Genomic DNA, 14,652 nt, shown 5'->3' with positions numbered 1-14,652 from the left:
TAATTAACACGATATGAATTTTACTATTAAATCCACAGCTTCTTTGATTGCTGTAACAGTCTGTACAATTGTTACTGCACAAAGCACAATTCTTAAAGAACAAAATGGTTATAAGGTTTCTAAAAACTTTGGTAGCATCTCTTTACTTAACCCTCAACCAACCGGGTTAAAAAAGAGTGAACAAAATAAAACCATTATCAATCCAACAGAAAAAATGTTATCCAAAATAAAGTCTCAAGTACTTCGTGATAACAAAAATAAATTTGACTTTTTTGGTGGAGAAGTTTATAAAGGAAATAGTATTCCTTATGCATCTGTAACAGATGGAAATGGGAATACTTATATTACAGGAGGAAGTTCTAATGAAAATCAGCCTTCTGGAGATTTTTTTACTATAAAAGTTGGTCCAGATGGTCAAATTATATGGCAAAAACGAGAACAAGCTTCATTATATGCCGTTGAACATGGTACCCATATTATATTTGATAACGAAGGAAATATAGTTGTATCGGGACTTAAATGGAATGGTAATGACATGGATATTCGTCTTGTTAAATACTCTACAGATGGTACAAAACTTTTTGATACATCTTTTGACAATGGAACGAAAGGGTTAGAGATTCCTAGTCATTTAACAACTGATAGTAATGGGAATATTTATTTATCTGGTATCACATGGTCTGGAAATTCTGTGGATTATGTTACTTTAAAATATAATAGTAAAGGAGAAAAGTTATGGCATAAAACCGAAAACCCTGCAAATAGAGAATCTTGGAATGAAGCAACAGCTGTTGCAGTAGATAATATTGGTAATGTTATAGTAACAGGGTACAGTCCTAATGCTGAAGGATGGCTTAATTACCATACTATTAAATACACTGCAGATGGTACAAAAATTTGGGAACAAGCTTATAATTATAAAAGCACAGATCCTGAAAACATTGCAGATGTTACAAATTCAGTTCCTGCTGCTATTACTACAGATGCTGATAATAATATTTATGTGACAGGTACTTTTGATACTTATCTTAATCGCATTGGAACAATTAAATACAATGCAAACGGAGAAGAACAATGGGTACAGTCTCACAGAAGTCAAGAAGAACAAACAAATGGTTGGCAAATAGCGCTTCATAATAACAAACTATATGTCAGCGGAAATCATTCGGGAAGCTTTTCTGATGACGGAACTGTTCTTTTATCATACAATACAGATGGAACACAAAATTGGGTAACAGAAACCAATGGTCTTATACAATCTGATCATAACAAATTATCTTTTGATACTAATGGTAATATTATTATTGCTGCAAATGGAATGACTCCAGGTGCTGAAGCTTGGGAACAAGATGTTGCAGCTCGTGCGTATAAATATTCACCAGATGGAAACTTATTAGGTGAATCTGCTTTCGTAATTTCTACAACGACAGGAACTGCTACTATGGGTAGAATGGCTGGAGTTGGTACAGATAATAATGGAAATGTTTATTTCTCTGTTAATTCATTTTATACACAAAGTGGTAATGTGTTCGAAACTATAAAATCAAGTTTTGGTAATACAGTTCCAGAAAAACAATGGAGCGCAAAGTATACTAATCTTGGTTCATCAGAAGCTATAATGCTTAACTCTTTTTCAGATAATAAAGGAAGTACTTTTTCTACTGGTTCTTATTATTCTTATGCTGATGAAATGCTTAATATGAATTACTTTCTTGTTAAACATAATGAAGATGGTACAGTAGCTTGGAATATTCTTTATAATTCTAAAAATGGAAATCCTGCAGATGGAATCATTGGAAAAGCAGATACAAATGGAAATGTTTATGTTGGTTTAATACCTTCATTTGAACAATCTCCATCAAAATTAAAATTAATTAAACTATCACCAGAAGGTTCTCGAGTATGGGTAAAAGAAATTGATTGGTCTAATTCTTCAGCTTTTGTTTTAACACCATTAGCAGATGGTTCTTTATACTTTAGTGGAAGATCTGGTAATACTATTGTTGGTATAAAATATAATGCAGATGGAACTGAAGCATGGAAAACATCTGTGCCAGGTATTGCAGGCCAAGTTAATACAGCAAATGTAAATAGTAATGGGCAATTAACTTTAACAACTAGAAATTTTGCTGCAGTACAATTTAATACAAATGGAACTATTAACTGGACAGCTCCAGTATCTATTCCAGGACAAACAATTACGGCTAGTGATATGCACATTGCAAAAGATGGAAGTGTCTATATCAATGGAAATACAGCACAAGATGATATGGTTATTGTAAAATTGGATACGGCAGGAAAAATGCAATGGTATAAAACGTATGGAGATCAAGATAGAAGTGAGCGTTCTTATACTGTAAAATCTTTTAGTGACGGAGGTGTTGCCTTAGTTGGTTACAGTCTTGCAATTAATGGTGATATACATAATGTTATACAAAAGTATAGCGCAGATGGTGAATTACTTTGGAATGTAAAATCTGATAATATGCGTTATTACAATGACTTTCATATTGATGCTGATGATAAAGTTTACATATTAAACCAAGAGATTATAGATCCTTCTGCTCATAAAATTGTTTCTGTTTTCTTTCCTGTTGGAGCATTATTGACATTTGATAAAAATGGAGAAAATAAAAATGAGGAATATTTTATTGGTCCAGAATATTCAGAATTTTATGGTAGAAGATTAGTACCAAACAGTAATAATAAACTTTTAGTAGCTGGTACTGTTGCTGATCAAAGTTTTTACAGAGGTCTTTACTTTTTTGAAACTGAACATAAAAGTACACTAGGACTTTCGGATAACTTACCTGTAGATTCTAAGAATGATGTATTGGGGCAAAACTATCCTAATCCTGTTTCTTCTATCACGACTATACCGTTTACATTAACAAATGGAGGGAAAGCTGTAATCAATTTATACAATATACAAGGTCAATATATTACTAAAATAGCCGACGGAAACTATTCTGCTGGTAAAAACAATGTGACATTTGATATTAAAAGTTTAGTTCCAGGTGTATATTTCTACACATTAGAATCTAAAGGCTTTAAACAAACTAAAAAAATGATTGTTAAATAATTTTATATCAATCAAAAAAAACGAAAGGTTCCGAATATTTAATTTGGAACCTTTTTTTGTTTATGTAGGATAAAAATTTAAATTTGAGTATGATGTTCAATGTAAACCTTTCAAAATTATTAATCATACTTTATTCTTTTCTCCTTGTCTCATCTTGTGTTGAGAAACAACAAAATCATGTAGAAAAAAATAACTCATCTACTAAAGAATCTTTCTCCACACTTAGAGATTTAGGAAATGAACATTGGCGCACAGGAAACTATCAAGAAGCGCTTAACTACTTTACACAAGCTTATAAAAAGGTAAAAGCATCTGACAACGAAACAGAAATGGCCACACTTTTAAATAATTTAGGTTTGGTACAATGGCGCCTTGAAAATAACACTGCCGCAATGGAATGTTATACTGAAGCCGCTATACTGGCTGAAAAAAATGACATGAAAAGACTTTTAGGTCTTACTTACACAAATCGTGCATTGATACTTAAAGAGCAACGAAATTTTAAAACTGCATTCAATTATAATAACGTGGCTATTCAGCTTTTTAAAGAAATTAACGAACCAAAAGATTTAGCTATTGCTTACAATAATCAAGGTCAGATTTATAGGTATTCGAAGAATTATAATGCTGCTTTAAAATTCTATTTATTGTCTTTAGAAGAATGTAAAAAAATAAACTATACCGAAGGAATGGCTACTGCTTATCAAAATTTAAGCTATGTATATGCTAAACAAGGTAATAAAAAAGAAGCGATAGAAGCAGGACACAAATGTTTAAACCTTAGTTATAAAGTAAAAAGTAAGGTTAGAATAAGTGAAGGGCTTCGTGAACTTTCTAACAATTATGATCTTTTTAATGTACAAGATTCTGCACTGTATTATTTTAAGAAGCATTATGATGTAGAAAAAGATATTATGGATGCTAATCAAAGCAATCTTTTGTCTCAGTATCAAGCAAATTTGGGAATTGAGGTTAAAAATCTTCGCATCAAAAATCTACAAAACGAGAAAAAAATAGCCAATAGTCGTTTTATGTTAACGGCCGTTTCTGTACTAGCAGTATTACTTATTTCTGCATTTTTTGTTTATCGTTACCTTTCTATTATAAAGTTTAGAAAAAAGCAATTAGAAATAGATTTAGAAAATTCTAAGCAGCTTATTCATGTAAAAGAAGAAGAACTTAAAACATACATTATAGATCTTACGAATAAAAATAATATTATTCATCAATTACAAGAACCTGATAAAAAGGTTACAAACCCAGAGTATAATATTGATGATTTATTAGAAGAGAAGATTTTTACTGACGATGGTTGGGATAGATTCAAAAAGCGTTTTGCAGCGATATACCCTGATTTTTTTAGTAAAATAACACAAAGTGATATTAGTGTAACCGAAGCAGAAGTACGTATATTAGTTTTAATGCGACTAAAATTGAATGGAAATGATATGGCTAATACTTTAGGAATTTCTCCACAAAGTGTTAGGGTTTGTAAAATGAGATTGAAGAAAAAATTACAAATAAGTGGATACCAAACAGTGGAAGAATATTTACATTACATTGTTTCTTGAAAAGAAAAAATTAAGCAATATTCACATATTTATATTCAATTTCATCTTCTTCGAGCTTTCTTGTTTTTACAAAATTTAATCTTTCAAGAAGTTTTACAGCACTGTGATTTTGTGTAGTTGTAATTGCTATTATTTCTTTTAATCCAATATTTTTAATACCAAATTCAATAGCAAGTGTCATTGCTAATGTCATAAACCCTTTTCCGCGAAAGTTGCTCTTTAACACACAACCAAGTTCCCCTACTCCTTTATCTAAGCCTCTATAATAACCTAATGTTCCTACAATACTATTTGTCTGTTTATCTACAATTCCCCAATGGATAGATGAACCGTTTAGATAATCCAAATTTATTTTTTCTTGCATTGTTATTGCATCTTCAACTGTTGAAGCTGGTCTTGAATCGTAAAACGATATTTCAACAATATCTTTCACATCTTCTATCTGTATTTCTCTCAAAATTATTTCATTAGATATAATTTCTGGAAATACATCGTAAGGTGGTTGTTTCATTTTATGATTCTTTATTGTTTTTTAAAAAGTCATCGGTAAAATGTCTTTTCTTTTTCTCTTTGGAAAATTTTTCGTCATTGTATTTTTGAGAATTCCCTTTTGGAATTGACAATGATTTCCAATTATTATTAGTAATCATTTTTCCAATAAAAACAATTTGACCTATGTGATAAGGATAATGTGCTAATTGTCTGTTTATAGCTTCAATAACTGTATGACCTTCATTTCTAATGTAGATAATTTTAGTTAAATCAGATTCTTTTAAAGAATATAGAGTTTCTAAAAGGCAATTCCAACCTTGATTCCATTTTTGCATTAGAACTTCTCTAGTTTTAATATTATTCTCAAACTCTTCATCTCTTTTTCTCCAAACTTTTTCTCCATCAGAATTAAGAAAATCAGACCATCTCGAAAGCATATTTCCAGATAGATGATTTACAATTACACTAATACTATTAGAGTCTTCGTTATATTTCCAAAATAAGTCTTCATCATCTAACTGACTAAACGTTTTTTCTCCAAGTAATTTATAATACTCAAATTGTTTTATTACACTTTCTAAATATCCTAAATTCATAATAAAAGTATTTTTTAATATTATATTTTAATAAAAAATTGATAGCAATTATTCATTTATCCAATAGATATCCCATTTAAACAAATGTAGATTACTGCAGTAATAAGAATTAATGATTCCACTACCCAAATTACATTTTTATTCACCCTTATGCTCATCAAAATAAATTGTTCAAATCCCAAAATAAAAAGAAAAATTATGAATCCAAATGCAGCAATTGTTCCATCTAAAGCATTTCCTCCATTATTATCAATAAAAAGATAGTAAACTGAAAATATTAAAAGTAAAATAATCAAAATTCCAAGAATAATAAAAAATGGTGTAATTGTAGTTCTAAAATTATTATGGCTCATAAAATTCTTTAATTGTGTAACTACCATTATTTAATTTTCTCAATTCTTTTATTAAATAATAGCGATGCAGAAAACCAGTTAAAACAACAATCTTTTTGTTTGGATATTTTTCTGAAATATCATAGATATTTTTTGCCATTGTTTTATTTCTTAAATCCCAAAAGTCTGACATTAATTTAAAACCATCTTTATAGCTTATATTTTCTTTATTAGGTTTCACTATATAATTTTTTGAAAATTCAGGTCTTTCATTTGTTATTTTTAACAACTGTTGGTATTGAAAATTCTGTCTTAGTTCTGCAATACTATCAGTTTTTTTATTATTGAAATTCTCAGGAGATGATTCAGCAATTTTCATTAAATCTCCTGTAATATTATTAAATGTTTCGTATATTTTTATTTGTTCTTTGGTAAGCTTTTTAGCATTGTATAAACTATCAATTAACTTAATAGTTAAATTATCTGTAGGAACCATTCCTCTATCTCTTCTATACTTATTCCTTCCTTCAAAATCAAACGGAAATCTTAAAGTTTTTGAATTTTTTTTAAGATATAAATTACTAGCTCTTATTTCATTTCCTTTAAAATTTGCATCAGTTTCATACTCTCTCATACCCTCACTATCTACTTCATGAAGTATAATATCTGGTTTTATATTCTCAAGAATTGTGAGTAAAATTTTAGGATTATAGTTAGCGACACTGTCGTGTATATTTCCTATTATAAAAATCTCAGTTTTCTTTTCTTGTGAAAAGCTAATAGTTGATACCAGAAATAATATAAGTATATGTAGTTGTTTCATAGAATATTAATTTAACAAAAAATTAAAAATAGTAAATCTGTAATTAACTTATTGTGTAAAATTTCACTGTTTTTCTATTTGCTCCTTTACAGATTCCAAAGCCTTTTTTGTACAATATTTCTGATAAGGAATAGTAATTAACGAACCTACAATTTTACTTAAAAAATTACCTGGTTCGGAAAATGTATGAATTTTAAATTTTATTTTACCTGCCTCATTTTCGACAGTAAATATTGAGATTCCTTTTTCAGCATGACCTTCAATTGTTTCGTAACTGAATCCTTTTTTATTCTCTTTATTTAGTATTTCATTAATCCTAACTCCGAAAATAATCTTCTGAGAGAAATTTTTTATTGGAGGAAAAAATGCTTGTTGAACAATAGTATCTCCAATTCTCATTTCTCTATTCTCTACATTCCATTCATTTTTAGAAATTAGTATATTATCAGGAAAAATTTTATAATTAAAAAGAAAGTCTAAATTTAATTCATCAAAAGGTTTTTCAGTGTAAATATCAATCTCAGATATCTTTTCAATCAACTTATTTCTATTATAACTCATGACACCTTTCTGTTTTAGTTTTTCGAGGTGAACCATTAAATTATTAAACTGATTTTTAAAATATATATTCATTTCCAATAATAATTTTGGAGATTTTTTTTTACATATATATTGAATGAATTATTCAATTAAAAATTTTGCATTCACTTCCATCTCAACCTTTATTTTCTGAAATTCAATATCAATAGATTCATAGCTACTTGCTTTTACTTTACTACTATACCCTCTAACTCTTATTCCAGAGACTTGACCAGAAAGACCATTGTAATCATTATCTAAGTCGGATATAAAAAGTGCTCTTCCTATCTTTTGCTCTAATGGTTTGGTCATAGATATTGCATTTAATTTTGCTTTTAAAATAGCTTGAGATTTTAATTCTAACTTTAACTCTTCTATTTTAGAATACTCTGTTTTTTCGAGGTTAACATTAGATATATTTTCATTTTCTAATTCAACAATCACCTTTACTGCAGTTTTAGCATCATAAACTAATAATGAATATGATTTTGCTTTTAAAACTTCTTGTTGTTTTAAAAAATATTTTTTGAAATTGCTTGATAAATCATTTAATGATAATTGTTTTGATAAATTGATTCCTATGGAATTTAATTTATTTACCATTTTACTTTCTAATTCTTCTACAGAAGTTTTTCCTTTAGTGTCTTTTTCAGAAATAATAATTGTTAAGTAAATTCTATCTGGTATTACAAGTGTATCGACTTTAGCACTTGTTTCAACAAAAGGTTGATCGATATAATTTTTTTGAGCGAAAGTTTTATTAACAGCTAAAAGAAATAAAATTAAGAGTAGTGTATTTTTCATAAATTAAATTGTAATAATATTGAGTTTATTTTAGCTATAAAGTTAATTAATTGTAGTTAAAAAGAATTCTCATACTCCTATTATTTACTTTTTCTACTAATTAAAAAAAGCAGCTATTTTTCATCTTAAATTAAATCTCTCCTTTGTAGTTTGAATCAAAATCCACCATCCATTCAATTCCATATTTATCTCTAAACATTCCGAAATAAGAACCCCAAGGACTTTCTGAAATTGGCACCTCTATTTTTCCTCCAGCAGAAAGCCCGTTGAATAGTTTATCTGCTTCCTCTTTACTTTCTACGCTGATTGATATTTTAGATCTGTTCTCGTTTTCATTTGTTCTTCCCATAAATTCGGGAACATCATTTGCCATCAAAACATTTTTTCCAATAGGTAAAGCAATGTGCATAATTTTATTTTCTTCATGTTCAGCGACATGAAAATCATCACTCCTTAAATCTTTGAAACGTACAATATTTGCGAATTCTCCACCAAATACAGATTTATAGAAGTTGAATGCTTCTTCAGCATTTCCATTGAAGTTAATATGAGGGTTAATTAATGCCATAATTTCTTTCTATTTAAATTTATAATTACCTCTAAAACTCTACAAATAAATATTATATAACTGTGAGTCTTTTAGTAAATTTAAGAAAAAAACAATAGTAAATAATCTATATTAAGCTACAAATGTGAGTAAATCTTTTAGTAAAAAATATTAGGAGTAGTTATTTTTTAACTTCGTAGATTTCTTTTTCAGAATTCCAAACTAAATTATTTTGATTTTTATTCCAAAACACCAACCACCATTTTGCATCTTTCAAATCATCATTGTTTTTATTTCCAAATAATATATTTATATATGCATTAGTATACGTATCAGGATTACAGTAAGTTGCTGATGAACCTTTATCTTTTGGCATTTCTTCTAAATTATAAACTTTTTTCAAACAATTTTTAGTTATTTGTTCTTTGCTCAAATTATCTTGTAAAGAAATTATTAATGCTTTTATAGCTGCCAAATTACTAATTTCAGGAATTTTTGCATTTTTATTTTCCTCTTGTTCATACCCATTTACGGATTTTCCTTTTAGATAATCTTTCCAGTTAATTTTAAGTATTTCAAGTTCTTTTTCAGTTGAATTTATAGATACATTACCAAAGTTTTTACTCGTTAAGTTTTGTAAAATTTGATTTGCTCTACCTGCAACTGTAAACAAATCATTATCAATAATCAAACCTTTTCCTTCAAAAATTATATCTCCATTTGAAATCCTATCCCAAATTATTAACCTACTTGTTCCTTTTAATTTTGTCTCTGTCTTATTTGTTAATTGTTCAGTTAACGATTGTAGATAATTTACATCTTTAGAATAGTTATTAACAGAAGCGTTCAAAGTTAAAAATACTTCACTCCAATACTGATCATTTAGATTTTTCTCTAAAAGTTCAGATGGTGAAAGTTTTTGTGCTTCATCATACATTTCTTTTGTATAATTTTCAATATTCTGTTGACTCCAAGAATTAAGAAGTTTTTGAGCTATACAAAAATTTAAACTTAAAAAAAGTGTAATAATTGAGAATAGTACTTTCATTTTTAATTTTACGAATTAGTAGCGTATTACTGTAAACAATAAATACTGTTAGATTGAACGAATTTAATTCAAAGTTTCTTAAAAAGAAAAAGTCACAAACAATTTTTAGTTATCTGTGACTCTTCATATTAAATTTTATTGATAAATCTATTTCAAGGCATATCCAATATAACCTCCATCTACCATTAATTCTGCTCCTGTTATAAAACTTGCTTTATCTGAACTTAAGAATAATACAGTTTTAGCAATTTCATCTGGGTTTCCTAATCTTTGTACAGCTGTAGTTGCAGCAAATTGTTTTTTAACTTCATCATCTGTAACTACTTTTTCAAAACCTTCTGTCTTTATTGGTCCAGGACTTACAATATTTACTCTAATTTTTCTATCCGCTAATTCGTTTGCAGCGATGTGAGCTATTTTATTCACCGCTCCTTTTGTTGCTGAATATACACTTGCATACATTTGAGAAGCTGTTGCAACAGTAGAAGAAGTAAATACTACTGATGCTCCCTCTACTAAATGAGGTATCATTTTTTGTAATGTAAAATAATAACCTTTTACATTGGTATTAAATTGTGCATCAAAATCTTCTTCTGTCGCATGTTCAATTGGTGAAAAAACTGCAATTCCTGCATTTAAGAAAAGGACGTCTATTTTGTTTCCACTTTCTGTGACTACTTTTTCTAGAATAGAAATTCCTTCTAAATTTGAAGTATCTGAAACAACTGTCGTTAATTTTGGACTATTAATTTTTGTTTCTGCTTGTTGCAGATTTTCTGCACTTCTACTCGTTATCCAAACATTTGCACCTTCGTTAATAAATGCTTGTGCAGTTGCAAATCCTATTCCTGTACTACCTCCTGTAATAACTACATTTTTATTTATAAAATCCATTTTTTAAAAATTTGTATTTGTTAATGAATCAAAGGTAACTACACCAAGTTATTTTTAGTAACTTTGTACTTAAAGATAACAGTAACATAGGAGTAACAAAGTAACATTATGACGTGTCAAATTACAGATTTTAAACAAGAACATAAGAAAGAAATGAGAGCTGTTCAGGATTCTATGGACGTTCTGAATGGTAAATGGAAAATAGCTATTATCTCTTCTATCTGTTTTTATAATCAAAGAAGATTCTCAGAAATATTGAATGATGTGGAAGGTATTTCTAACAGAATGTTGAGTAAAGAATTAAAAGAACTTGAAATAAATAAGTTAATAACACGAACTGTATTAGACACACAACCTGTAACAGTTCATTATCAACTTACAGAACATGGTTTAACATTAAAAACTATTATTAATAATTTGACTGAATGGGGAATTGCTCATCGAAAAAAGATTATAGAAGGGTAATTTTAAGACTTAAGAAATATGGGCTTAGTTCAATAAGTAAAATATACAATAAATCATTCCAAGATTAAAAGCCGAATGACAAATAATTGAGCCCAAAATTGAACCTGATTTTTTCCGGCTAAAATAGAAAAGAATACTAACTAAAAACATACTCAAGCACCATATAAACGTTGGAATTGTTAATAATTTCCAATCATTATTTATAAACACTAAACCAAAATGAGAGATATGAATTAATGAGAAAGCTAAGCTATCAATAATTGATGCTTTGACATTTCCCAACGATTTTGCAAAACTTGAATGAACAATTCCTCTGAAAAATAACTCTTCTCCAATAGGACTAAATATCATGCCTGTTATAGCCATTATAATAAACATTATACGTTTATCATTTGCTTTTATTTCTGTAGGAATATTGTATGATTTTCCTATATAAACATACCAATTCTCAAAAGTGCTTTTATAAAGTAAATCTCCCAAAAGATAAAGCAGAAAACTAAAAGCTAACCCTATTAAGAAACTCCAAATTAACCAAGAATAACTTTTTGGTTTTGTTATTCCGATTTTCTTTTGACCATATTTATTCAGAAATAAAAAAGGTGCAATTGCAGAAATAATCATAATAAAGCCAACATAACTATAATTTGCAGTTTCATTTGCTATGAGAACGATCATGAATCTTGGAATACAAATTATTAAGATTAAGAATAATCCAAATTTCCAGTTAAAATCAAAAAATTTTCTCCAAAAGGATCTTAATTCATTTTCCATTTTTTATTTCTATACAGAGTTTAGCTAAAACTATCGTATAACTAATATATACAAAATATTGTATACTTTTTTAACTTTTATTTATCTGAATAGTATAATTTTAGATTTTAGTAATAGATCAACGAGTTTCTATAACTGAAGTCAATTTAGTTAATTCGTCAATACAATTCTGTAAGTCTTTCTTCCATCGAAAATCTATAGAATTGTCATCAATAATTGTATTTAAATTATTTCTCAATAAAGGAAGAAATTCTTTATTCTGTGTTTCAATAACTGCTTCTAATAGTAAAATCCCGTGCTCTTGATTAATAAGTTCATCTCTTATAATTTTATTCACACGTTTATCATTTCGTTTTGCTAACCCCATAATAGCTTCAAGTTTAGTTTCTTGATGCTTATCATTGACTCTTTCCCATAAAGCTTCACGAATGTACTTGTTATTTCTTTCGATTTGGGATCCAAGTCCAAAAGTAGCCCAATCTCTCACATGGCTCAGTTTGTCAGACGAAAGTTTTATTAAGGTTTTTATTGCATTTGTGTTATCTATACCAAGCAACGCGAAAACTAAACCTTCTTTTACCCAATCATTTTCGTTGCTTATAAATGAGCAGACTTTATCTATTTGCTTTTTACTAAGGTTATCATTATTGTGTCCAACGGAATAAAGCAATGACATTAAAACATCTGGATTGGTTTCAACATCTAGTAAGTCAAAGTAGACTTTTAAAGTATCATTCAAAAATGGTCTTGGCGTTTCTCCTAATTGAGCTAAAATATCAATACCTATTTTTCTAATTTTAGGATTATCAGATTTGGTCAATTCAACACTTTTTGAAAATAGTTCTTGACTTACCCTATCTCTTAAAACTTGTATATTGTCCCAACGGGTTTTCTCCGTCTTATTATTTATAAGTCGAAATAGTAATTTATCATCAGTCCAATCTTTCCTACTCATTTTTTTCTAGATGTGTTGATATATAACGCATAACCAACAAAATATTTCTGCTAAAATTTCGAGTCTTGCTGTTATTGGTGAAGATCGAAAAAGCTTCAATTAATGATTTTTGCAATATTTATTCTTAAACTTTAATTTTTGTATTAAATCATACATTTTGCAAAGCACATGTTATATAGAGTTTTTATGAATAACCAAGTATGTTTAATTCAGTTGGTGAATAAAATATAACTGGATTCAATTTTTCACTATTATAAACAACTTGATAAGCAATCATTTCTTCTTTAAATAAGGTCAAAAGTTTTTCAAAGTCAAAAATAAGTTGAGGAATATTTACATCTAACAAGACTAATGATGTAATGTTTTTATAATAGTTTTCAATTAAAATATACTCAATATCATCTCTAAATGTTTCTTCTATTTTACTTTTTCTTGCGTAGCATCTGGTTATACTATTATATTTATTGGTTAACTCAAGTACAATTAACTCTTCATTATTGAAAGAAAAAACTTCTTTAAAAACAAATTCATAATACTCAAAAAAAACATAGTCATTGATTATTTTATAGATTTCAAAATTTGTAAATGGTAGATTTCTTGTTCCATCCCAAATTCTTGTACAACTCATCTCAATTCTTTTTGATAACTTGTTTAAAGATTTGTCATTTCCATTTAGATTTATTGTGAATATTAATTTTTGGTTTCTTTTTATGAATTGATCATTTTTTTCAAATTCTTCTAATGTTGATTTAGAGAACTCTTCATAAGATTTACTTTTAGTTGGCAATTTAAGAGTAATTAAATACTGATTTCCTAATGATTCCCAATTTTCTGTAAAAGAGAAACTCCATTTTGAAAAATTTTCTGATTGCCAACTTTTGTGAATTTTATTAATTCTAAGAAATTTTTCAACTTTAGTTGCTGGGAAAGTGTGAACTGGAATATTAGTCTCTTTGATAAAATTTTCAAACCGCTTTTTACCAATTAAACTTTCTTCATTATTAAAGTAATAATCTAAATGAATTTCTAATTCACTTTTGTGTAATGGATATATGTCATTTTTATGTATTTTTTTATAGGGTTTTTCAAAAGGAAATATTATTCTATCGAAATCGTAATAAGATTCAATATTAGAATATGGTGTAAATAAAAATAGACCTTGTTGTGCTTGAAGTCTCCAGAGATTGTGAACATCAATCTTACAAAGATATGGCGGTATTACTTTATCTTTAACATATAAAGATTTAGTAAAATCTATAAATCTTGTAAAATCAGATTCGTTTAAGCAGATAATGACACTCTCCTTTCCTACTTCATTTGATTTAGAATTTGTTGCAAAAAATGCAGCAACTTCTAAATCTGTTGTAAAATCAATATAATTAGTTGGTAGTCCATAATGTTGAGCAACTGCAAAAAACCAATCTATATCTGATTGATATTTTATTAGATTTTCTGAAGTTTCAAAAAATTCATAAAGTCTTTTTAATTTTTCAAGTCCTTCTTTAAATTGTTTTTCATTTAGCCTAGCGCCAGATGGGATAACATTCCAGTTTTGAGCTTGACCTCTAAAAAGATTATACTTTCCACTTTTTTTAAATTTTTGAGCTAGATTAATAGCTTCTTCTAAACTCTTTACTTTATGTACTTCTCCCATTTTTAAATTATACCTAACTTTTCTCTTCTTTTATTATTA

The 14,652-nt window shown here is 27.9% G+C and carries 15 protein-coding genes; 3 read left to right on the top strand and 12 right to left on the bottom strand.

All coding sequences use genetic code 11. The features are described 5' to 3' along the window. Window positions 1-13: 13 nt before the first annotated feature. Window positions 14-3,082 carry a T9SS type A sorting domain-containing protein gene (locus BUA86_RS02015; protein ID WP_072929376.1) on the top strand — a complete coding sequence of 1,023 codons (3,069 nt, stop codon included), beginning with the start codon at window positions 14-16 and terminating at the stop codon, window positions 3,080-3,082. Window positions 3,083-3,171: 89 nt separating this feature from the next. After that, window positions 3,172-4,653 (top strand): tetratricopeptide repeat protein, encoded by a 1,482-nt coding sequence (locus BUA86_RS02010; protein WP_083580270.1) that lies wholly within the window; start codon window positions 3,172-3,174, stop codon window positions 4,651-4,653. Between the two features lie 10 nt (window positions 4,654-4,663). Here the strand turns inward: BUA86_RS02010 and BUA86_RS02005 are convergent, their stop codons facing one another. The 9 genes from BUA86_RS02005 to BUA86_RS01965 form a co-directional block, all read right to left on the bottom strand. Next, complete coding sequence (locus BUA86_RS02005; protein ID WP_072929373.1) at window positions 4,664-5,164, bottom strand: GNAT family N-acetyltransferase; 501 nt, start codon at window positions 5,162-5,164, stop codon at window positions 4,664-4,666. A 1-nt stretch (window position 5,165) separates the two neighbouring features. Further along, window positions 5,166-5,741, bottom strand: a complete 576-nt coding sequence (locus BUA86_RS02000) for a DUF1572 family protein (protein ID WP_072929372.1) — start codon at window positions 5,739-5,741, stop codon at window positions 5,166-5,168. 56 nt (window positions 5,742-5,797) lie between these two features. Continuing rightward, complete coding sequence (locus BUA86_RS01995; RefSeq protein ID WP_143147218.1) at window positions 5,798-6,094, bottom strand: hypothetical protein; 297 nt, start codon at window positions 6,092-6,094, stop codon at window positions 5,798-5,800. Continuing rightward, window positions 6,084-6,896 carry a hypothetical protein gene (locus BUA86_RS01990; RefSeq protein WP_072929368.1) on the bottom strand — a complete coding sequence of 271 codons (813 nt, stop codon included), beginning with the start codon at window positions 6,894-6,896 and terminating at the stop codon, window positions 6,084-6,086. Before BUA86_RS01990 ends, BUA86_RS01995 begins: the two co-directional genes overlap by 11 nt. A 63-nt stretch (window positions 6,897-6,959) precedes the next feature. Next, window positions 6,960-7,529, bottom strand: coding sequence for a DUF1990 family protein (locus BUA86_RS01985; protein ID WP_221405183.1), 570 nt, complete (start codon window positions 7,527-7,529; stop codon window positions 6,960-6,962). 48 nt (window positions 7,530-7,577) lie between these two features. Then, the gene (locus BUA86_RS01980) at window positions 7,578-8,279 is read right to left on the bottom strand and encodes an SIMPL domain-containing protein (RefSeq protein WP_072929366.1); all 702 of its coding nucleotides are present in this window, start codon (window positions 8,277-8,279) and stop codon (window positions 7,578-7,580) included. A gap of 130 nt (window positions 8,280-8,409) precedes the next feature. Beyond that, on the bottom strand, window positions 8,410-8,847 hold the full coding sequence (locus BUA86_RS01975) for a VOC family protein (RefSeq protein WP_072929364.1): 438 nt from the start codon (window positions 8,845-8,847) through the stop codon (window positions 8,410-8,412). A 160-nt stretch (window positions 8,848-9,007) separates the two neighbouring features. Continuing rightward, window positions 9,008-9,874, bottom strand: a complete 867-nt coding sequence (locus BUA86_RS01970) for a hypothetical protein (protein WP_229731904.1) — start codon at window positions 9,872-9,874, stop codon at window positions 9,008-9,010. A gap of 147 nt (window positions 9,875-10,021) precedes the next feature. After that, window positions 10,022-10,768 (bottom strand): SDR family NAD(P)-dependent oxidoreductase, encoded by a 747-nt coding sequence (locus tag BUA86_RS01965; RefSeq protein ID WP_072929362.1) that lies wholly within the window; start codon window positions 10,766-10,768, stop codon window positions 10,022-10,024. Between the two features lie 108 nt (window positions 10,769-10,876). Between BUA86_RS01965 and BUA86_RS01960 the strand changes: the two genes are divergently transcribed. After that, the gene (locus tag BUA86_RS01960) at window positions 10,877-11,233 is read left to right on the top strand and encodes a winged helix-turn-helix transcriptional regulator (protein WP_072929360.1); all 357 of its coding nucleotides are present in this window, start codon (window positions 10,877-10,879) and stop codon (window positions 11,231-11,233) included. A 24-nt stretch (window positions 11,234-11,257) separates the two neighbouring features. Here BUA86_RS01960 and BUA86_RS01955 read toward each other — a convergent pair whose 3' ends face one another. The 3 genes from BUA86_RS01955 to BUA86_RS01945 all read right to left on the bottom strand — a co-directional run bounded on the left by BUA86_RS01955 (window position 11,258) and on the right by BUA86_RS01945 (window position 14,613). After that, window positions 11,258-12,004 carry a CPBP family intramembrane glutamic endopeptidase gene (locus BUA86_RS01955; protein ID WP_072929357.1) on the bottom strand — a complete coding sequence of 249 codons (747 nt, stop codon included), beginning with the start codon at window positions 12,002-12,004 and terminating at the stop codon, window positions 11,258-11,260. Between the two features lie 118 nt (window positions 12,005-12,122). After that, window positions 12,123-12,824 carry a hypothetical protein gene (locus tag BUA86_RS01950; protein ID WP_229731903.1) on the bottom strand — a complete coding sequence of 234 codons (702 nt, stop codon included), beginning with the start codon at window positions 12,822-12,824 and terminating at the stop codon, window positions 12,123-12,125. A gap of 319 nt (window positions 12,825-13,143) precedes the next feature. After that, window positions 13,144-14,613: an FRG domain-containing protein gene (locus BUA86_RS01945; protein ID WP_072929353.1), complete on the bottom strand. Its 1,470-nt coding sequence runs from the start codon at window positions 14,611-14,613 to the stop codon at window positions 13,144-13,146. Window positions 14,614-14,652 lie beyond the last annotated feature (39 nt).

Source organism: Chishuiella changwenlii, from assembly GCF_900142565.1.
Classification (GTDB): Bacteria; Bacteroidota; Bacteroidia; order Flavobacteriales; family Weeksellaceae; genus Empedobacter; species Empedobacter changwenlii.
Note: the sequence above shows the minus strand (reverse complement) of the source record. Positions and strands in the feature narration are given on the sequence as shown.

Coding starts and splice junctions, on each gene's coding strand:
- BUA86_RS02000 (WP_072929372.1), bottom strand. CDS start 5,741: ATGAATTTAGGATATTTAGAAAGTGTAATAAAACAATTTGAGTATTAT.
- BUA86_RS01995 (WP_143147218.1), bottom strand. CDS start 6,094: ATGAGCCATAATAATTTTAGAACTACAATTACACCATTTTTTATTATT.
- BUA86_RS01965 (WP_072929362.1), bottom strand. CDS start 10,768: ATGGATTTTATAAATAAAAATGTAGTTATTACAGGAGGTAGTACAGGA.
- BUA86_RS01990 (WP_072929368.1), bottom strand. CDS start 6,896: ATGAAACAACTACATATACTTATATTATTTCTGGTATCAACTATTAGC.
- BUA86_RS02010 (WP_083580270.1), top strand. CDS start 3,172: ATGATGTTCAATGTAAACCTTTCAAAATTATTAATCATACTTTATTCT.
- BUA86_RS01985 (WP_221405183.1), bottom strand. CDS start 7,529: ATGAATATATATTTTAAAAATCAGTTTAATAATTTAATGGTTCACCTC.
- BUA86_RS01970 (WP_229731904.1), bottom strand. CDS start 9,874: ATGAAAGTACTATTCTCAATTATTACACTTTTTTTAAGTTTAAATTTT.
- BUA86_RS02015 (WP_072929376.1), top strand. CDS start 14: ATGAATTTTACTATTAAATCCACAGCTTCTTTGATTGCTGTAACAGTC.
- BUA86_RS01955 (WP_072929357.1), bottom strand. CDS start 12,004: ATGGAAAATGAATTAAGATCCTTTTGGAGAAAATTTTTTGATTTTAAC.
- BUA86_RS01980 (WP_072929366.1), bottom strand. CDS start 8,279: ATGAAAAATACACTACTCTTAATTTTATTTCTTTTAGCTGTTAATAAA.
- BUA86_RS01975 (WP_072929364.1), bottom strand. CDS start 8,847: ATGGCATTAATTAACCCTCATATTAACTTCAATGGAAATGCTGAAGAA.
- BUA86_RS01960 (WP_072929360.1), top strand. CDS start 10,877: ATGACGTGTCAAATTACAGATTTTAAACAAGAACATAAGAAAGAAATG.
- BUA86_RS02005 (WP_072929373.1), bottom strand. CDS start 5,164: ATGAAACAACCACCTTACGATGTATTTCCAGAAATTATATCTAATGAA.
- BUA86_RS01945 (WP_072929353.1), bottom strand. CDS start 14,613: ATGGGAGAAGTACATAAAGTAAAGAGTTTAGAAGAAGCTATTAATCTA.